17 protein-coding genes are annotated in these 19,170 nt (G+C 34.0%); 2 read left to right on the top strand and 15 right to left on the bottom strand.

Annotation, left to right across the window (positions count from 1 at the left end):
• The first annotated feature begins 272 nt into the window (after positions 1-272).
• The gene (locus tag ACLHG9_RS13850) at positions 273-1,220 is read left to right on the top strand and encodes an aldo/keto reductase (protein ID WP_410222094.1); all 948 of its coding nucleotides are present in this window, start codon (positions 273-275) and stop codon (positions 1,218-1,220) included.
• Positions 1,221-1,244: 24 nt separating this feature from the next.
• Here the strand turns inward: ACLHG9_RS13850 and asnB (ACLHG9_RS13845) are convergent, their stop codons facing one another.
• Positions 1,245-3,008, bottom strand: coding sequence for an asparagine synthase (glutamine-hydrolyzing) (asnB, locus tag ACLHG9_RS13845; RefSeq protein ID WP_410222093.1), 1,764 nt, complete (start codon positions 3,006-3,008; stop codon positions 1,245-1,247).
• 66 nt (positions 3,009-3,074) lie between these two features.
• On the opposite strand from asnB (ACLHG9_RS13845), the gene ACLHG9_RS13840 reads away from it, so the two are divergent.
• Positions 3,075-3,695, top strand: coding sequence for a sugar transferase (locus ACLHG9_RS13840; protein WP_410222092.1), 621 nt, complete (start codon positions 3,075-3,077; stop codon positions 3,693-3,695).
• Here the strand turns inward: ACLHG9_RS13840 and ACLHG9_RS13835 are convergent.
• Genes ACLHG9_RS13835 through neuB form a run of 14 tightly spaced genes read right to left on the bottom strand, consistent with a single transcriptional unit; the run spans position 3,675 to position 19,156 of the window.
• Positions 3,675-4,490 (bottom strand): aldolase/citrate lyase family protein, encoded by an 816-nt coding sequence (locus ACLHG9_RS13835; RefSeq protein WP_410222091.1) that lies wholly within the window; start codon positions 4,488-4,490, stop codon positions 3,675-3,677. The two genes, ACLHG9_RS13840 and ACLHG9_RS13835, sit on opposite strands and share 21 nt — an antisense overlap.
• Positions 4,478-5,746: a CDP-glycerol glycerophosphotransferase family protein gene (locus ACLHG9_RS13830; protein ID WP_410222090.1), complete on the bottom strand. Its 1,269-nt coding sequence runs from the start codon at positions 5,744-5,746 to the stop codon at positions 4,478-4,480. Before ACLHG9_RS13830 ends, ACLHG9_RS13835 begins: the two co-directional genes overlap by 13 nt.
• Positions 5,733-6,839, bottom strand: coding sequence for a glycosyltransferase (locus tag ACLHG9_RS13825; protein WP_410222089.1), 1,107 nt, complete (start codon positions 6,837-6,839; stop codon positions 5,733-5,735). Before ACLHG9_RS13825 ends, ACLHG9_RS13830 begins: the two co-directional genes overlap by 14 nt.
• Positions 6,820-8,586, bottom strand: coding sequence for an asparagine synthase (glutamine-hydrolyzing) (gene asnB / locus ACLHG9_RS13820; protein ID WP_410222088.1), 1,767 nt, complete (start codon positions 8,584-8,586; stop codon positions 6,820-6,822). Before asnB (ACLHG9_RS13820) ends, ACLHG9_RS13825 begins: the two co-directional genes overlap by 20 nt.
• 6 nt (positions 8,587-8,592) lie before the next feature.
• Complete coding sequence (locus ACLHG9_RS13815; protein WP_410222087.1) at positions 8,593-9,936, bottom strand: lipid II flippase MurJ; 1,344 nt, start codon at positions 9,934-9,936, stop codon at positions 8,593-8,595.
• Entirely contained in the window at positions 9,929-11,116 is a 1,188-nt protein-coding gene (locus ACLHG9_RS13810; RefSeq protein ID WP_410222086.1) for an O-antigen ligase family protein, read from the bottom strand. The genes ACLHG9_RS13815 and ACLHG9_RS13810 overlap by 8 nt, the downstream gene beginning before the upstream one ends.
• Complete coding sequence (locus ACLHG9_RS13805) at positions 11,117-12,076, bottom strand: NAD-dependent epimerase/dehydratase family protein (protein WP_410222085.1); 960 nt, start codon at positions 12,074-12,076, stop codon at positions 11,117-11,119.
• Between the two features lie 11 nt (positions 12,077-12,087).
• Entirely contained in the window at positions 12,088-12,840 is a 753-nt protein-coding gene (locus tag ACLHG9_RS13800) for an SDR family oxidoreductase (RefSeq protein ID WP_410222084.1), read from the bottom strand.
• Positions 12,841-12,871: 31 nt separating this feature from the next.
• Entirely contained in the window at positions 12,872-14,170 is a 1,299-nt protein-coding gene (locus ACLHG9_RS13795; RefSeq protein ID WP_410222083.1) for a glutamate-1-semialdehyde 2,1-aminomutase, read from the bottom strand.
• Between the two features lies 1 nt (position 14,171).
• Entirely contained in the window at positions 14,172-14,924 is a 753-nt protein-coding gene (locus ACLHG9_RS13790) for a cytidylyltransferase domain-containing protein (protein ID WP_410222082.1), read from the bottom strand.
• The gene (locus ACLHG9_RS13785; RefSeq protein ID WP_410222081.1) at positions 14,924-15,943 is read right to left on the bottom strand and encodes a Gfo/Idh/MocA family protein; all 1,020 of its coding nucleotides are present in this window, start codon (positions 15,941-15,943) and stop codon (positions 14,924-14,926) included. The genes ACLHG9_RS13790 and ACLHG9_RS13785 overlap by 1 nt, the downstream gene beginning before the upstream one ends.
• Complete coding sequence (locus ACLHG9_RS13780; RefSeq protein WP_410222080.1) at positions 15,943-16,995, bottom strand: nucleotidyltransferase family protein; 1,053 nt, start codon at positions 16,993-16,995, stop codon at positions 15,943-15,945. Before ACLHG9_RS13780 ends, ACLHG9_RS13785 begins: the two co-directional genes overlap by 1 nt.
• Positions 16,992-18,143, bottom strand: coding sequence for a UDP-N-acetylglucosamine 2-epimerase (gene neuC / locus ACLHG9_RS13775; RefSeq protein WP_410222079.1), 1,152 nt, complete (start codon positions 18,141-18,143; stop codon positions 16,992-16,994). The genes ACLHG9_RS13780 and neuC overlap by 4 nt, the downstream gene beginning before the upstream one ends.
• The gene (neuB, locus tag ACLHG9_RS13770) at positions 18,140-19,156 is read right to left on the bottom strand and encodes an N-acetylneuraminate synthase (protein WP_410222078.1); all 1,017 of its coding nucleotides are present in this window, start codon (positions 19,154-19,156) and stop codon (positions 18,140-18,142) included. The genes neuC and neuB overlap by 4 nt, the downstream gene beginning before the upstream one ends.
• Positions 19,157-19,170: the final 14 nt, after the last annotated feature.

Below are 19,170 nucleotides of genomic sequence, written 5' to 3'. Positions count from 1 at the left end.
AGCAGCGTTTATTTATCGTCATTTCTAAATATCATTTAAAGGTTATTCTGAAACCGCTTGTTTTTCATAATAGAGGAGGATTTGCATCGTAAATAGCTCTATAGTCATTTTTCTATTGCAATACTATTACTTCTGCGTAAAAGACAAATATATTTAATTAATATGTGATAATATCATCGCAGCCAGTATACTAACAAATATTTAAAATATTGACAAAAACATCCCTTAAATCCTATCTATAAAAAGTTTACATTTGAATACATTTAAAAATTGTGAAAAAGTTATTAGGTAATACGGATTTAGAAGTTAGTCAAATCGCATTTGGAGGTAATGTTTTTGGCTGGACAATAGGAGAAAAAGAATCCTTTGAACTCCTTAATATATATGTAGGAAAGGGTCATAATTTTATAGACACAGCCGATGTTTATTCTACATGGAAACCAGGCAATAAAGGAGGAGAATCTGAAACAATAATTGGAAATTGGCTTAAAAAACACAAAAACAGAGATTCTATTATTATTGCTACTAAAGTTGGCGGTATAATGAGTAATGACAGAAAAGGTTTAAGCTCGAAATATATTATTGAAGCTGTTGAGGATTCTTTACAAAGGTTAAGTACAGACTACATTGATTTATATCAATCTCATTATGATGATATGAACACTCCTATTGAAGAAACGTTAAATGCATATGAACATCTGATCAAAGCAGGAAAGGTACGCTGGATAGGAGCCTCTAATTTTTCTAAAGAACGATTAATATTATCCCTTCAAACCTCTGTTGAAAATAATCTACCAACCTACCAATCTTTACAGCCTGAATATAACTTGTATGACAGAGAGAATTATGAACGTGATTTTGAACAAACGTGTTTGAAATACAATCTAGGAGTAATTACATATTTTTCTCTCGCAGCTGGCTTTTTAACGGGTAAATACTACAAAGGCGTTGATCCCGAAAAGAGCGAAAGAGGAAATCGCATGAAAAAATACTTAAATGAGCGAGGGGCCAGAATTATAAATGGGTTAACTTCTATTGCTCAGGAATATCAGGTTACAGAAGCAACAATAGCAATTGCCTGGTTAATTTCAAAAAAGAGCATAACATCTGCCATTACAAGTGCAACTAATCCAGCTCAACTTAATGAATTATTAAAAGCTACCGAACTTAGCCTGTCGGCAGAAAATATGGCTTATTTAGATGAAGTTAGCAGGTACTAGAACCCCTGCTAACTTACAATTCCTTTATTTTTCGTCTATAAATTGCCTGAACCATATTTCAAGGTTTACTATTGCACGCAATTCACGTGTATAGTTCTTTGTCCCTTCAATATGGTCATTCATCATTTTAACAATGAGATCTTGTTTAAAGATATTTCTTGATTTAAAGCTTTCACTGGATAAAGTATTTATTAAAAAGGAGCTTAATTTATTTTTAAACCATTCACCAACCGGAACAGTAAACATCTGTTTCTTTCTATATACATGCTCTTCAGAGAAATGACGTAAAGCAAGCTTCTTAAGAATATATTTAGTATCCTTATTCTGAAGTTTTTTATTACCTGGAACTTTCATCATCATTTCAAAGAACCTGTAATCTAAAAACGGACTTCTTGTTTCCAATGAATTAGCCATAGCCATTTTATCTGGCTTTACCAGATTGTTACCCGGAAGTAATTGCACAGTATCAAAATAAAGCGCCTGATTTATTTTATCCTTATTGGAAGATCTGGAAATTACATCAATAAAAAGCTGAAAAGCTCCTTCATCATTAATAGTTTCTTTAAAAGCATCTGTGTAAAGCTCATTGATGTAGCCTCCTTCTTTAAATAAGGAAATAGAATCGAAAAAGTCTTTTGATGCACAATCATATTCCTCTAAGGATAAATATTTAAGGTAACCTGCAAATAACTCATCCCCCCCATCGCCAGTTAGCACCAACTTGTGATCCTGAGCGGCAAAACCAGCAACTATATAGGTTGGGATAAAAGAAATATCTCCATGTGGTTGATCATTATACCAGGTTGTTTTAGCCCATAAGTCTACTATATCTGCTTCCAGCGTTTTTTCATTATAATTTAAGCTGTATTTAGATGCGATATACTTAGCATATGCCGACTCATCAAATTCTTTTTCTTTAAAACCTATGGTATAAGTATTAAATGGCTGTCCAGTAATTTGACTCATGTATGCACATATCAAACTCGAATCTAATCCTCCACTAAGAAATGCTCCAACTGGCACATCGCTTCTTAATCTAATTTTAGTGGCATCTAATAAAAGTTTATCTATTTCTTCTAAATATTCAGCATCTGATTTAGGCTCGTCTTCAGCAGTGTTCTCTATTTCCCAGTACTTAACCTTTTCTATTTTGTAGCTATTTAAGTCTATACTGTAAAAATGTCCGGGTAAAACATGATTTACATATTTAAAGATTGTTCCTGGTATTGGCACATAATTATAGATCAAATAATTATGGATAGATTGGTTACTTATAGTTCCGTCAAAATCTTTGTACCGTAAAAAAGTTTTTATCTCCGATGAAAATAAAATATTGTCATTTTTCTGATAGATGTATAAAGGCTTAACACCTAACCTGTCCCGATAAAGCAATACTTTATTTTGCAGTTTATCTATGATCGCTATTGCGAACATGCCATTTAACTTCTTAACAAACTCACTACCAAAAGCCTGATATGCAATTAGGAGTACCTCAGTATCTGAATTAGTTTTAAACTGAAATCCCTTAGCGCTTAGCTCTTCTTTAAGCTCTATATAATTATAGATTTCACCATTTTGAACCAAAGCAATATTCCCATCTTCAGAAATAAAAGGCTGATGGCCACTGGCAATATCAATAATGGAAAGTCTTGTATTGAGAATAAATGAATTGTTATACTCAAAAAAACCAAAATCGTCAGGCCCTCTATGATGAATTGACGCTGCAAAATCCTTAATTACAGAAGCACTGTATCCTTCTTTACTAACTAAACCAGCTATTCCGCACATATTATTTTTATATATTTGCAAATATAATGGTTTAGTCGTCTTTGCGATATTGTTTCTTCTCCAATAATGATTTTATTTTTTGATAAGCTTCTATCTTTTATTGCGCTCGTAATACTTTTGCCTATATTAATTATAGTGGCTTTACTTATTAAAATTGACTCTAGGGGTCCTGTTTTTTTCAGACAGGTAAGGGTAGGGAAAAATCGGATTAATTTTAAGATTTATAAATTCAGATCAATGTTTACAGATACTAAACGCTTTGCCGGCGATGTGAGCTCTGTTAGCAAAGAGTTGAGCAAGGAAGAACTGATGAAACTGCGAGGTTCTTTTGTTACCAAAAACAATGCAGATTCTAGAATTACAAAGGTTGGGAAGTTTATTAGGAAAACCAGTATTGATGAACTACCACAGCTTTTAAATGTACTTTTAGGTGATATGAGTCTGGTAGGCCCCAGACCTGATACTCCTATTCAAGAGATAGACTATACCAGTGAACAATGGGTTAAAAGGAGCCTAGTAAAGCCTGGAATAACTGGTTTATCTCAGGTAAGTGGCAGAAGTAACCTTAGTTTAGAAGAAACCATCAGATTGGACTTAGAATATGTTGATAACTATAGCTTTAAGCTATATTTAAAGATCATTTTTAAAACATTTAGCCAAGTAATATTAGCTAAAGGGTCCAATTAGTTTATTAACTATTTGGTTAATTTTTTGCTTAAATTGAATATGGTGTTGCTCCAATTCTATTTGATTTAAGGTATTATATTTTATTTCCTGGCTTCTTATCGCATTAATTTCTTTTTCAAGATTCTCTATATCGTTATCAAACTGTTTAACAAAGGTTCTCGATAATATTACCATAGAAGAACCTAAGCGCACATGTTCTGCCAGTACTTCTTTACCTGATATCTTACCACCAGACAAGCTTGCAATTCCCCCTATACCAAACCTAATTTTTTTTTGCTTGATCTTTTGCACCATATAATCAACCAGACCACAGCTTAATAATTCAAACATAAACTGAAGATTAAGTCCCAAATGAAGGTCATTAAGCCCTATATGTACTTCATCTATCCCTTCAACAGCTAAAATATCATCTATTCTTACCAATGCTTCTGGCGTTTCAATTAAAAGGCAAACCTTAGCTCTTTTGTTAACAATCTTAATAAATTTCTGGACTTCTTGTACCGTTTTAAAATAGGGCAACATTACTATATCTGCACCTTCATTAACAATCTGGTCAATCTCTTTCTGGCTTCCCGAATGTATGGGATTAGTTCTGACTAAAAGAAGGCTTTTATTTAATACCGCTTTTACTTTTGAAATATCAGCTATAGAGTGATGCAGGCTTATTACCGTATCAAGATGTCCTTGTCTTTCTGTTTTTCCTAAGGTTTCCAGATCTATAAAAATTCGCTCTACGCCAATTTTGTCATAGATCTGAGCCCTTTCCGGCGTATTCTCTATAATTAAGAATTCCATAATTTATCTTTCAGAATATCTAAAATTTTATGAGCTGCACCATTTTTATAGAAATGATCATACTCTTGTTTATTTATCTCTTCTTTTATAGTCTGACTTAGTACAGCATTCAATGCTTCATAATCAGGAGCATATTTAAAAGGTGGCTGAGTAAACTCAGGCCAGAAATAACTCTGATCAGGGTCATAGTTATAGGTTACAACCTTCTTATCACAAACCAGGGCCTGAACTGCTACCGTAGAATTGTAGGTTAAACATAAATCACAAAGAGCAATAGCTTCTAATATCCCCAGTTCATTGTTATCATAATAGTAGTACCCCTTTTTATCCTGTATATATGGAAGATAATTATTTATAGAATCACTTACAGGATGTGGCCTTAACAACACACTTATGTTATTGGTTTCTATAAGTTGATTCAAAATTCTGAACATTGGCTGATTGATCAGGTCCAGATCTCTTATCTCTTTAATTGTAAGGTTATCATTCCATACATAATATAAGGTGGGGCAAAACAAAATTAACCATGAAGATGAAGGGATATTTAATTTATTACGTAATGTTACTCTATCGATCTTTTGAACCTGCTTCACAGTATCATCAAACACCGGCTGACCAACAGGTAAAATTTCTTTTTCTATCCCCTTATTTTTAAGCTTGTTTACAACGCTTTCATTCAATACACCTATGTAATCTGCTGAAGGCAGGGGATATCCATCTCCAAAAAGATCCAATAACTGCATGGATTTAATCTTTAGCTCTTTTGCTGCTGCCAAAGCTGCTGCTTCAAATCTTGGCGAATTAGTTGTAAAAACCAGATCAGGATTTAGAAATTTAAATATTGTTTTAAGGCTTTCTATAGGTAAAAAACTTTGTCGGCCCATTTTTTTATAGCGATTAAGTGCTTCCTCCTTACCATATTCTGTAACCGCATCAAACAAAGAAAGCCCCAGGTAAAAAATAGTATCGCTTTTTCTTAATCCCAATTCAGGATTATAATTCTCTTCAAATAATGAAAGACCGTATTCAAGAATCTGGTCTATATTCTCATCAAACAAGTGTATGAATTCTGGTAATGGTATAATTCTAACTCCTTCTATTCCTTCTTTAGGCAATGCTTTTACTGCAGTAGTAAGAGGAATTAAAATAATCTCAAATATCTTCTCTTTAACCAGTGTCGGAATTACCGATTTAACGAGCTCTATGTGCCCTCCTCCATAGCAAACAAAAACCAGCTTTTTCTTATTGATAAGCATTCTCAATTTTATCTACAACTTTTACAATATTAAAAACATTGATTACGCTTTCTCTTGCCTGCTTACCCATTTTATAGCGTAAATCGGTATCCTTAATTAGCTCTTCTATTCTTTCTGCAACCTCCTGTTCATTTCCAATGGCTACCAAAAATCCTTCGTTGTTTTTGGCCATTTCCGGAATACCACTTAATCTGCTGGCGATGAAAGGATGTCCATAGGCCATTGATTCTAAAATTGCATTAGGGAACATTTCTCCCTCTGTTGATAATAATGCAAAAATATCAAACCCCGCATTTAGCATTTCTGCATCTGTTCTAAAGCCCGTAAAGATTGTTCTGTCAATTATACCCAAATCTTTTGCCAGTTTATTATTACTCTCAAAAGTTTCACCTTCTCCTACCAGTACTGTATATAAATTATCGTATTTCTTGTATAGCAGATTAAATGCCTTAATAAGAATATCGTGGCCTTTAACTCCCATCCTTCCTATTATTCCCACAACAAAAGCATCTTCAGGTATATTTAATTCTTTTCTGATTGTTTTACGTCTCTCTTCTATTTTTGAGATATCAAATCTCTCCAGATCAACTCCATTATAAGTAATCGTAATTTGTTCTTTTTTTACACCAAAAGACATCAGAATATTCTGTGTAAACTCACACACAGCAAACAGATGCGCAGGATAACCTTTATATATCCAGTTTCGCCATTGATAATTTTCTCTAAGTTCAACTCCCCTGCAACTATGAAAAAATTTGATTTTCTTTTTTACTGATAAGAAACGGCTGGCAATGTAAGCAAGATACAAGGTAGCTGCATTATGTGCGTGAACGATTTCTACCTCGTTTTCTTTAAGAAAACTTCGTAAGGCTTTTATTGCTTTAATTACACTGAATAAGTTTCTTTTATCAATGGCTAGCTCTGGTATTATTGACACCTGAAATCCCTTAGATTTAATCTTAGGCACTAACATACCCCCGCTGCAACATAACACAACATCATGTCCACGTTTCCTTAATTCTTCAGATATAGTCAATGTTTGAGAACCAGGTCCGTTATCTTCAAAAGCGCCTCTAATTTGGAGTATTTTCATTAATAATTATTTGATGTTTTTTTAACCATTCGTTAAGTATGTAAAGAGAAAAGATTTCATTTCCCAGCTCTAAAGAATTCTTATTTGCTAATAACCAGTTTATATGTTCTTTAGTTATTACATTTTCAGGGATAACATTAGTAGTTTCAAGCGTATGCTCAATATGGCTTCCTAATTTAGAGCTTCTGATCCAGCTATTTAATGGCACTCTAAATCCTTTTTTGGGTTTGTAAGCAATATCTCCATTCACATATTTCTTCACCAGCTTTCTTAATCCTGTTTTACCATATAAAAGGTTTATAAAATTAGCAGTTGGAAGCCCTTTAGAAAGTTCAAACAATTGTTTATTTAAAAACGGGACCCTGATTTCAAGTCCGTAGTACATAGAGCTCAGATCTGTTTTAACCAAGAGTTTTTTCTGCAATGTAGTATCTATTTCTTCATACATCGTTTGTCGCCAGGTTTTATTTACCTCATGTGTTTCCGGCTCATAATTTAACAGGCTAAGATTATACATAAATGGTCCTTTGGGTTTATGAATATCATTTAGCATGTTACCCAAGGTTTTTACCTTGTTATTATGCGGTGCCAGTGTGCGTAGTATTTTATGAGCAAAGCCAAACAACGGCTTATATTTTAAAACCCTGTAATGGGTGTAGCCACCAAATAACTCATCGCCTCCATCACCCGAAAGTGCCGCTTTTACGTGTTTCTTAACATTTTTTGAAAGAAACAGTAAAGGCAACATGGCCGGATCATATACAGGCTGATCGAGACAGTCTATAAGCTGAGGCAGTTCGTTTAAGAGATCATCTTCTGAGAAAGTAAATATATGATGGTCTGTGCCAAATTTCTCTGAAACTATTTTTGCATATTTTGTTTCATCGTATCTTTTTCCTTCTGCATAACCAATTGAAAAAGTCTTTATTTTTTTCTTAAGCTTAGATGCAAAATAGGTTACAAGAGACGAGTCTATCCCTCCGCTTAATAACACACCCACTTCAACATCAGCATCTAATTCCAGTTCTACCTGTTTAGATAAAACGCTTTCTATATCCTCTAACGATGAGTTTCGGCTGTCATTTAACTGCATCCGATATACAATCTCTGGTTGCGTTTCCCGTTTAAATCGAATTACAGCCCCTCTTTGTACAGTTTGTATTTCTTCTATCAGTTTTTCTCTATATGGATAACCATGTGTAAAATACTCTGTTAAGGCCTTCTGATTAATTACATATGGAATTTTCTTCTCTTTTATATAAGTAAATAAGGTTTTCCATTCAGAAGCAAAAGCAAAATCAGATGCTGTATTAATATAATACAGTGGTTTTATACCAAATAAATCACGCCCTAAAAAAACTTCACCTGTTAAAGCATTATATATTGAAAAAGCAAAGATACCATTTAAGAGGTCTATACATTGCGGACCTTTCTGATGAAAAAGTTTTAACAATACCTCTGTATCTGAAGTTGTCTCAAATTTATATCCATCTTTAATTAACTGGGCTCTCAGTTCTTTATGATTGTAAATCTCTCCGTTAAATACGATAGTCAGTTCCTGAAAAATAATGGGCTGTGCTCCGGAAGTAAGATCCACTAAACTTAACCGCACATGACCAAAGGCATAACCATCTTTTAAGATCTTTCCATCTCCATCAGGTCCTCTATGGTGTAAATTGTCAATAAGTTTATCAAGTATGGGTAAAGCTTTTTCGCTGGTGTCGTAAAATCCAATTATTCCACACATATATGTTTAATTATACTTTAATAATGTAAATACAAAAACTGTTATTAGCAGGAGATCAAACAGGTAGACCCATGAGAGTTCTTTTCTAAATTTCAGCATAATAACCTGAACTGTTTGCGATAAAACAATGTGAACAGAAAGGGTTGAGATAACTACTCCCATCATTCCATATTTATCAACCAAAAAATAATTAAGTGCAACATTTAACAAGCATGCAATAAAGGTCATTTTTAATAAATATTTCCCTCTGTTCTCTATAATAGCTGTTTTAATTAAAAGCAGGAATTTGCCTAAAAAATAAATATTTATTGTGGCAAACATCAACACCGCTCCCGTTTCCGGAAACGGGTCAAATACTTTCTTAGTAAAAATTAAATACAAAAATTCTTTTCCGTAAAAAGAACAAGCAATATAAAGGCCAATCGTTATAACAAAAATAAATAAGGTAAATTTTTTAAAGTGCGGAACTATTTTATCCTTTGAATTTGCAATTTCATTAAAAAATAAAATTGTGAACGAGGTCATTACCAACGATTGTATAACATCAGGTATTTTAATAATGTTATTATATATTGTTATGGCTCCCGCCCCTAACGATGCTATAAAAGCAAAGTTTACATAAAGATTTACTTGTAGAAATACAGTGGATAGGAAATAGCTAAAATTATGTAATATGCTTCTCTTAAAGTGCCTTAAAGAAATATGAAATAAATGTTTTAAAGGAAAATTATTTCTATAATCTATTGAAGATAGCTGCATAAATGACGTAGCCAAATAAGAGAGAACTGTACAGATAGCATACACATACAGAAGTAGATCTACACGGAAAAAATAATAAACAATAAGAATAGCAATAATCTGGAACAAGTTCCAGATAGTCATATTAGATGCTGAAATGAAAAACTTTTCATTGTACTGGTTCAAGAGCGTAAATATCTCTGTTAATGGTATCAGAAAAAGCAATGGAAACATTAAGAGCATCAGATGATTGCTGTGCATATACAGTTCATCATTCGCCCCGGGTGCAAAAACATGTAATATTCCCTTTGAAAAGAAAATGACTGATATTCCTAAAAAAATAGACAATACATTTACTGCGGATATGGTACGAATGGCTTCAACAATCTGCATTTTACGTTTACCATGCTTTGCCACCCGAGGAATTAATGTATTTGAAAATAAAGAATCTACAATATTATTGGACCAAAACCAATAAATATTAGTCACTAATATAATGGCATCAGTAAGATAGTTAGCACCAAAAAATACCGTTAGTAATTGTATCCTTAAAAAGCCTAATATCTTTCCTAAAAGGGATGTAGTAAATATTTTTGTAACCTTCTTAATCATTAGCAACCAGTAAGTTCTTCATGGCTAAACAAATGCCTATAAATGTGAATATATAAAGGTTAAAAACTCCGTTAAATAAAAAATCTTCAAAAAAGGAATAAGCAAACAGAATTGCTAAAGAAAGACCAAGGCCAATAAAAATCTGGTAGTTGGTTTCATTCAGATCTTTTACCTTATTGGCTTTTATCCACGAGCGAAAAATATGGACAAGGAGAGTTAAATAAATAATTAAGCCAACAAACCCCAGCTCTGTTAACAGATGGGCGAAAGTATTATGGGGATGCGGATAACTTAATACAGTATAGGTTGAATTCATAAATACATTATTACTTGCTCCCTGCCCCATTCCAAAGGGGTGTACCAGAAACAAATCCCAAGCTTGCTGTAATAACGCAATTCTCTCTAAATTAGAAAAGTTACTTTCTGTATCTGTTATGTCCAGAAAGTAATCTGTATTTAATAAATAGCCTAATGCATATATAGAAACTGCCAATACAGCTGTGATTACCAGGAAGTATTTCAGCTTCTTATTCATTTTGTTCAGCCAGAAAACCCTCCAGATAATTATCAGTCCTCCTAAACCTAAGGCTGCTCTGGAATCATGAATATGAATAATCAATAACCCTAAAAAAACACATATAAATACCCCTATTGTTTTTTTTTCCAGTAGTTTCTGATATCTTGATAAGGGGTAGATAATTAGTGTAAATAATGCTATAATAGCATAGTAATTAATGGCTGATGACTGGTATTCATTATAATTAACAATGCTTAACAATGCAAGCATTACACCCGCAACAACAAGTCCATTAAAGATTTGGGTCAATTTTTCTCTTGTATCTACCAGGGTATAAATCAGATACATCAAGAGCGCTGAAATAATAAGCTGGACAATTTCAGTAAAATACCTGAAGTAATCTATTGCCCAGAAAATTGTAAGAGAGGCATAGGCTACCCAGAAAATGAGCAGCAGGGTAATTTTAGTTATTTTTAAGTGAGTGGATTTATCTTTTAGTACTTTATAAAATACAACCGGCAAAACACAGATTAAAACAACAGCAGAAAAATACTCATCCGCTGTTGCTGCAAATGCAATGTAATACTGTATAATCCTTATTGGTGATAAGTAAAAGCAGAGTATAATCAGAATACCCAATATGAAATCCGCTATCCAGGTCATTTATATCTGGTAATATTCTTTATACCATTTAATAAAAGCCTCCATACCATGTTTTATATCAGTTTTTGGGCTATAGTTTAATTTTTGTGTTGCTTTATCTATGTTTGCTGAAGTACGCTTAACATCTCCTGGTTGCTCAGGAAGATAATTTTTTAAAAATTCTTTACCTGTAATGCCCTCTATTATATGAATATAGTCCATTAGTTTTACAGGTGTATTATTACCTAAATTGATCACACTGTAAGGTTCATGGTTCACCGCCTCTAATGAAGCAACAATTCCAGTTATAATATCATCTATATAAGTAAAGTCTCTGTAAAGTTCTCCACCTCCATAAATATCTATCGGTTTTTCCTCGTATAACATATTTAAAAACTTAAAATATGCCATATCTGGCCGCCCAAATGGACCATAAACAGTAAAAAACCTCAATCCAATAGAGTTTATTCCATATAAATGACTATAAGTGTATGCCATTAACTCATTTGCTTTTTTGGTTGCAGCATATAATGATATAGGGGTGTCAACATTATCTTTTTCAGAAAAGAATTCTTTATCGCTATTGCCGTAAACAGATGAGCTTGAGGCATAAACGAGTTTATTTATACTGTTTTGCCTGCAAATTTCAAGAACATTCAAAAAACCCTCTAAATTTGACTTTTGATAAGCTAACGGGTTAGTAATAGAATAACGTACACCAGCTTGTGCTGCCAGATTAATAATTAATGAGGGTTTTTCATTCTCAACCAATTTATTCAGGTTATCATACTCACACAAATCAATTTTACTAAATTTAAAATTATTGTGATTTTTAAGTATTGCAAGCCTATTTTCTTTTAATGAAATATCATAATAATCATTGAGATTGTCTATACCTGCTATTTCATGCCCTAATTTAAGAAGGCTTTGAGTTAAGTGAAATCCTATGAAACCGGCAACCCCGGTAATTAATATTTTCATTCAATAATTATTTAAATACTCGTCCATCCTCCATCTACCATCAGATTGTGACCTGTTATAAATGAAGCATCATCTGACAGCAGGAAACTAATTGCCGGAGCTATTTCTTCTGGTCTTCCCATTCTGCCTAAAGGTGATTTATCGCTATACCGCTTTATAAATGATGGATGCTGCTGTTTTTCATCAATAATACCTCCGGGCGAAACACAGTTTACTCTTACATTGTTCTTACCATAATATGAAGCTAAATACCTGGAAAAATTAATGATCCCCCCTTTAATGGCCGAATATGCTGCCGGAGAAGTTCCTCCGTATTCCTGATACAGCGAAAAATCATTACCTACAACTCCGTAAATAGATGCAATATTTACAATAGCTCCTGAGTTTTGTTGTTTCATGATTTCCAATACCTGCTGACAAATATAAAAGACAGCATTTAGCTGCATATCTACATTTTTTTGCCATGAAGTGTAAGGAATTTCCTCGAATTTTGTACCCCAGTCGCTTGTTCTTGGATATGCCAGATTTACCAATCCGTCTATGCGATTATAAGTAGCCTTAGCATAGGTTATTAATCGGTCTATATCTTCTTTCTCAGAAATATTTCCTTCAAAAAAATCAAAGTTGTTATCTTTAAAATCTGTGCGGTGTATGTCTGTACCTATTACCTTAGCTCCTTTTTTTATCAGGTCTGCTGTAGCAAGCTGGCCTAATAATCCTGATGAACCGGTAATTATAATTACTTTGTTTTCTAAGGAACTCATCTACTTACTATAATAAAATTACTTTTAGGTATTAATTGTATTTTCTGAAAACAGGTTTAATTACTTTTGATTTCAGATATTCATTAATATCACCGTCAACTGCTTTTTTAACAACTTCTAATGAGTTTCTTACAGCGTTTAAAGTTAATTCTAACTCTTCTTGCTGATGTGCATAAGAAAGTGCTAAATATGGCATTAGTACACCATTGCTAACCATTTCCTGTGCATATAAAGTTCTTAAAGGCAACGATACATTACCATTATTATCTTTAACCACATAATTTGGTGAACAGGCATAACCTTCAACCATAAAATTATGTTCAAGCCCAAGATCTTTAGCTATATTATTCATTCCTGTTTTAAGCTGCTCTCCAAATTGCCAGAAATGGTTAACCACATTATCTCTTTGTAATATTTCTACTGTTTTAATAAAGGCTCCTAATGCACTCATTTCAGCACCATGGGTAGTAGAAGTTAGGAATAATCTTTCTGCTCCTTCTTCTAGGATACCTCCTATCTTCATAATCTCGCGTTTACCACCTAATGCCGCTACTGCAAACCCATTAGCCATCGCTTTTCCGAAGGTACAAAGGTCTGGCTCGATGTTAAAATAAGTCTGTGCGCCCCGAAGATCCCAACGAAAACCGGTAATCATTTCATCAATAATAAACACGGCGCCATTTTGATGGCATAAAGACTTAACCTGATGCAGGAAATCATTCTGAGGTTCAACTGTTGTAGTAGCTTCTAACATTACCGCAGCAATTTCTCCAGGATATTTATCAAATAATTCGTGTAAAGAAGCAATATTATTATAGTTAAATCTTAATGTATATTTTCCTCCTTCTTCAGGAATACCCCTATCCATTACTGTTGAACCAATAAACCAATCATCAAAAGAAAAGAATGGTTGTTCTGCCGGAATAGCGATATATTTTTTCCCGGTATAGGCTCTGGCCAGTTTAACAGCCGCAGTTGTAACTGTTGAACCGTGTTTAGCAAATTTAACCATCTCTACAGATGGGATAAGATCTGTTATCAACTCTGCTGCACGAAGTTCAGTAATAGAAGCTCTTGTAAGGTTATTACCTTTCATGATCTCCTGATAACATGCATCTGCTATTTCTTTATTTCCATAGCCTATATTTACCGAACGAAGCCCCATGCCATAATCTAGATATTTTTTACCATCCGGATCATACACATAAGCCCCTTCTCCACGCTCTAATATTGAAGGTGCGTTTGAAGGAAATTGATCATCACCTCTTGAGTAAGTATGCGCTCCTCCTGGTATAAGATCATGCAATTTTTTTGAATATTGTTCGTCCATATTATTGTTCCTCGTTTTTTTGCTGATTAAAGTTTGCCCAATATGTTTCGTTCAGGCCTTTATTTATATTTTGCCAGCTGTTTTTAATAATCTCACACACCAGCTCTGCATCGCTTATATCAATTATCTTATTTCCTATGTGAGTAATCACTTCTTTAAAAAAAGTAGCATCATCTTCATAATCAAGAGTCATTCTCAGGTCTGTTGCTTGTTCATAGCCCGCTATCTCTATGGTTTCTGTATTTCCTTTTTCAAAGATTTTTCCCCAACCTGTTTCTAGTTTTGAAAGCTCTTTACCTGTAAGGCATTTTTCCAGAAAATCTGCCCGATATCCCATAACATTCATGCCTAAGGGTAACCCTTTAGTCTGCGCAATTTCTCTGCCTTGTTGAAGCTTTTCTATTACTTTTACTGCAGCTTCTGTTGAGCATAAAATATCATCTCCGTCAATTGAAATAATATATTCTATGTTATTTGCTCTTGCACATTCAAGATGTCTGAGCGGTATATTTTCATCAGATCCATAAAATACCGAAACCTGATCTCCAGAAAAAACTTGTTCAAATGTTTTGTTTTCCGGACTAACTGATGTTGTAATGAAGATCTTTAATACTCCGTTTTTAATTTCTTCTTTAAACTGATGAGCATACCTGTTGGTAAGCCATTTAATAAATGGTTGTCCAGCAGCTTCTATTAAGTGCTTTCGAGAAAGCCTAGTTGATCCTAATCTGGCTGTAATAAATAAACCTACCATTACAGTGTTTGAATTTGGTTTTCGTTATCTGATTTCTCTACAGCGTATAATATTTTTAAAACGTCATGGTCTTTTTCCAAAGAATTTGGAAAAGATATCTTTTTGTCTGCTGCTTTAAAGAAAGCATCCATTTCGTCTATATACATCTGCTCGGTAATGTTTTTATTGTACCCGTCCTGAGCTGCCACAGTATCGTAATTGATGATCTCCCAATCGCCTTTTAGCGGATCAAAGATTTTAATACAGTTATCATCCCAGTTCCAATATAATTGTTTTTGATCTCCATTTATCACCATTCTTCTGGTAGCATATCTGGATACCACATCTACAGATAAATTAAAGATCATTGAATTATAATCCATCAGCAGATTGTAGGTATCATCAATATCTGAAGCACCATCTATATCAATTGCTTTCTTAAAAAAACCTACTACTCTACTCGGAAGGCCTAATAGGAGTGTAATCCACGTTAATTCAAAAGGAACAATTTCTCTGCCACCACCTGTTTCTTTTTGGGAAACGTAATAATCACTTACAGCTTCATAAGTATGCCAGTCAGGCAAATACTGACCCGAATGATAAAGGAAATTGGAAATCTTACCGAGCGCTTTATTTTTTACAATCTCTGATATTTTCTTAATGGCTGGGTGAAAATATAGAGTACATGAGGGTGCCAAAAGCACACCTTTTTTATTCGCTTCTGCTATCATCTGATCAAAATCGGTATCCACTACACTAGCTTCTATAAATGCCGGAATGCCCAATTCTATTGCTTTTTTCATGTAAATATGATGCACATCAGGTGGTACAGAAATTACAAAAGCATCAATTTTATTTTCACTTAATACTTTTTCGAAATCATCTGTGGTGGCAATTCCATATTCTCCCTCTGCTTGATTTCGTCTACTCTCTTTTAAATCAAAGCCTATAATATTTTTCATTCCTAAGGCCTGAAGATTTCTTACTCTTCTCTTACCCATAGAACCCAAACCTATTATCAAAACAAAATTTTCCATCATTAAAGTCTTAAGTGTTTTATATCTTCCTGTGCTTTTTTAAAGTCTTCGTGTTTACCAATATCTAACCAGTAGCCATTGATAGGATAAGTAACTAATTTTAAATTCATCTCCAATATCTTATCCATCAAGTCTGTAATGTCAAAGAACTTATTTTGCGGAATAAGCTTTAACAAGTGCTTCTTAAGGATATAAATCCCTGCATTGGAGTAGTATGTATACCTTGGTTTTTCTTTAAGAGATTTTACCGCACTCCCTTCGCCCAGTTCAAGTACAGCATAAGGTACATCTACATGGTAGGTTGTAGCTGCTACTGCCATGTCCGCTCCGGAATCACGGTATGTTTTAAAGAAATCCACAAAATCTATATTGGTTAACAGATCACTGTTCATAACAATGATATCGTCATTTTCTACATTATCTACCAATAAAATGGATCCTATTGTACCTAAAGGCATTTCTTCTTTCAGGTAATTGATTCGGACTCCTTTTCCGGTTCCGGTTCCAAAGTATTCTTCTATTTGCTCTCCTAAATAGTTAATACTGATATTTATTTTTTCTATGCCTACATTAATGAGTCGGTCTATGTTATACTCTATAATAGGCTTTTCTCCTACTTTTAATAAAGGTTTAGGGGTATTTTCGGTTAAAGGTCTTAAACGCTTACCTTCGCCACCGGCCATAATCACAGCATCTGCAAGAATAATCGACTTCCTTGTTCTGAAACTTAAAATATCTACTATAATCTTTTCCTGATTTACAATAGGAATTACCTTGAGCATATTTTTCCTGAAATTTTCTATTTCAGACAAAGGATAATTTCCTTCTTCTATATAAACCGGATGCGGTTGTACAAAATCTAATAAACGATTAGAAAAATCCAGACCTTTAATAAAACCTCTTCTCAGATCTCCATCAGTTAGCGAACCCAATAGTTTTTTATTAGTATCCGTAACAAACAAGATCGAATCAGGAGCAATTTCATCTAACCTGATTAATGCTTCTCTTACGGATTGGGTCTGATCAATGGTATGTCTTGCTACTATTTCTTTCATACTTTATCATAAAAGGTTTTAGCTCCTGGCTTATGGTTCAATTTTTCTTTTAACAGGTTGTAAATTTTTTCTGTGGTATTTCCATTGCCATAAGGGTTGGTAACAATATTCTCCTCTTTTCTATCTTGCTTAACCTGCTCAAATGCATTAGCAATAGCTGAAGAACTAGCTGCGCAGTTGATTACACTTGACGCCTGTATTCTTCCTCTTTGTCTTTCACCAATGTTTATGGTTTGTATACCTAATGAAGGCGCTTCTATAATACCACTCGAACTATTACCAACAATAGCATCACAACATTTTAATAGAGAAAGGAATTTAAATGACCCTAAAGATGTAAATGCCACCGCATGGTCGGGATTGTTTTTTACATATTCATCTATCATTTGATTAATAATTCTCCCGTCTGAGTCTGCATTGGCTTTGGTAAATATAAACAGGCTATCTTTTTGCCGGCTTATTGCCGTTAAAAGTTCTTCAAATTGCTCTTTGGAACTTTTTTCTGCCAGTGTCTCTGGATGAAATGTAATCTGGTAATTATGCTTCTTAAAAGTTATACCCAGTTCTTTTTCTAATTCCGGTCTGCTTAAGGTCTGCTGGTTAACAATATTATCTAAGCCTATGGCACCAACATTAAATACTCTGCCAGGCTCTTCACCCATTTGTATAACTCGATTTTTATATTCTTCGGTTGAGGTAAAGTGCAAATAACTTAATTTGGTAATGGCATGCCTTATCGCATCATCGTACGCTCCTTCAGTAACCTCTCCACCATGCAGATGTATAATAGGGATTTTAAATATACTTGCTGCTGCAGCAACAGCTAACATTTCATATCTGTCTCCTAAAATAACAATCGCATCTGGTTTTAATTGCGTAAATGCATCTGCATACCCTATCATTCCCAGGCCCATAGATTTCACTATGCCTGGGTCAGTGTCTGCCGATAGAAGCATTTCAACTTTACTGTCTATCGTAAAACCATCATCTTCTATATGTTTATAGGTCAATCCAAATTCGGGAGAAAGATGCGCTCCCGTAGCTAAAATCTGAAGTGCATAGTCATTCTCTTCGCTGATCTTTCTCATCAAAGGTTTTAACAGACCATATTCTGCTCTTGTTGCTGTTATTACACAAACTTTTCTCATTTCAGCTTGATTAGGTCATCTGCTAAAAAGTCAAATGCCGCTTTTTTACCTATAATTTGATCCCACTGCATAGGAGATATACCATCTCCCGGTCTCTTAACGGTCAGATTTTCTTCGGTAAAAGTCTCTCCTTTTTTAATATCTTTTTTAGCCACGATGCTTTTGCGGGCTATTGCTATATTTTTTAATTCTGATTTGCTAGGTTCTTTAAGTCCTGAGCCTGAAACAGCAGCTTCTATATTTCTTATGGCTTTAACCATGGCAGTTAATTCATGCGGTTCTAATGACGCCGCATGATCTGGGCCTTCCATTGATTTATCAAGGGTAAAATGTTTTTCAACAATAGTTGCACCCAAAGCTACTGAAGCAATAGGCACTTCTATACCTAATGTATGGTCTGAGTAACCTATCTGTGTACCAAAAGTACTCCCGATGCTTAGCATGGCTTTAAGGTTTACATCATCCATTGGGGTTGGATATTCTGTATTGCAATGCAAAATGGTTATTCTATCTTTAGTTACACCATTTTCGGTAAACACCTGCAACGCTGCTTGTATTTCATCCATGGTAGCCATGCCTGTAGATAAAATAACCTCTTTAAATAATTTAGCAGCTTTACGTAAATAAGGTAAATTGGTGATCTCTCCTGAAGGTATTTTTACCAATTCAAGGCCAAGGTCTTTTAAGTACTGAAGTGAGCCTAAGTCAAAAGCTGTTGAGAAAAATTTGATCTGCTTGCTTTGACAATACTTTATCAATTCTTCGTGATCTTTGGCTGAGAGTTCCAGTTTTTTCAGCATCTGCAATTGTGTATCACTTGCATTTCCTGTATTCTGTACCTGATATTCGGCTTTTTTTGCATCTTTTGACACCAAAGCCTCTGCTTTAAATGTTTGGAATTTCACATAATCAACTCCAGCACTAACAGCCGCATCTACCAGCTTTAACGCATTTTCAAATGAACCGTTATGATTTACACCTGCTTCAGCAATTATCACCGTATGTTTCTTCATCCTTAATTTATTTA

The sequence above is a fragment of the Pedobacter sp. genome (assembly GCF_046462515.1).
Classification (GTDB): Bacteria; Bacteroidota; Bacteroidia; order Sphingobacteriales; family Sphingobacteriaceae; genus Pedobacter.
This window is presented reverse-complemented; position numbering and strand designations above follow the sequence as displayed.

What these genes read in the sequence shown, in the direction of transcription:
- asnB (WP_410222093.1), bottom strand. Translation starts at nt 3,008, where the DNA reads ATGTGCGGAATAGCTGGTTTAGTTAGTAAAGAAGGATACAGTGCTTCT.
- ACLHG9_RS13840 (WP_410222092.1), top strand. Translation starts at nt 3,075, where the DNA reads ATGATTTTATTTTTTGATAAGCTTCTATCTTTTATTGCGCTCGTAATA.
- ACLHG9_RS13835 (WP_410222091.1), bottom strand. Translation starts at nt 4,490, where the DNA reads ATGGAATTCTTAATTATAGAGAATACGCCGGAAAGGGCTCAGATCTAT.
- ACLHG9_RS13830 (WP_410222090.1), bottom strand. Translation starts at nt 5,746, where the DNA reads ATGCTTATCAATAAGAAAAAGCTGGTTTTTGTTTGCTATGGAGGAGGG.
- ACLHG9_RS13825 (WP_410222089.1), bottom strand. Translation starts at nt 6,839, where the DNA reads ATGAAAATACTCCAAATTAGAGGCGCTTTTGAAGATAACGGACCTGGT.
- asnB (WP_410222088.1), bottom strand. Translation starts at nt 8,586, where the DNA reads ATGTGTGGAATAATTGGATTTTACGACACCAGCGAAAAAGCTTTACCC.
- ACLHG9_RS13815 (WP_410222087.1), bottom strand. Translation starts at nt 9,936, where the DNA reads ATGATTAAGAAGGTTACAAAAATATTTACTACATCCCTTTTAGGAAAG.
- ACLHG9_RS13810 (WP_410222086.1), bottom strand. Translation starts at nt 11,116, where the DNA reads ATGACCTGGATAGCGGATTTCATATTGGGTATTCTGATTATACTCTGC.
- ACLHG9_RS13805 (WP_410222085.1), bottom strand. Translation starts at nt 12,076, where the DNA reads ATGAAAATATTAATTACCGGGGTTGCCGGTTTCATAGGATTTCACTTA.
- ACLHG9_RS13800 (WP_410222084.1), bottom strand. Translation starts at nt 12,840, where the DNA reads ATGAGTTCCTTAGAAAACAAAGTAATTATAATTACCGGTTCATCAGGA.
- ACLHG9_RS13795 (WP_410222083.1), bottom strand. Translation starts at nt 14,170, where the DNA reads ATGGACGAACAATATTCAAAAAAATTGCATGATCTTATACCAGGAGGA.
- ACLHG9_RS13790 (WP_410222082.1), bottom strand. Translation starts at nt 14,924, where the DNA reads ATGGTAGGTTTATTTATTACAGCCAGATTAGGATCAACTAGGCTTTCT.
- ACLHG9_RS13785 (WP_410222081.1), bottom strand. Translation starts at nt 15,943, where the DNA reads ATGATGGAAAATTTTGTTTTGATAATAGGTTTGGGTTCTATGGGTAAG.
- ACLHG9_RS13780 (WP_410222080.1), bottom strand. Translation starts at nt 16,995, where the DNA reads ATGAAAGAAATAGTAGCAAGACATACCATTGATCAGACCCAATCCGTA.
- neuC (WP_410222079.1), bottom strand. Translation starts at nt 18,143, where the DNA reads ATGAGAAAAGTTTGTGTAATAACAGCAACAAGAGCAGAATATGGTCTG.
- neuB (WP_410222078.1), bottom strand. Translation starts at nt 19,156, where the DNA reads ATGAAGAAACATACGGTGATAATTGCTGAAGCAGGTGTAAATCATAAC.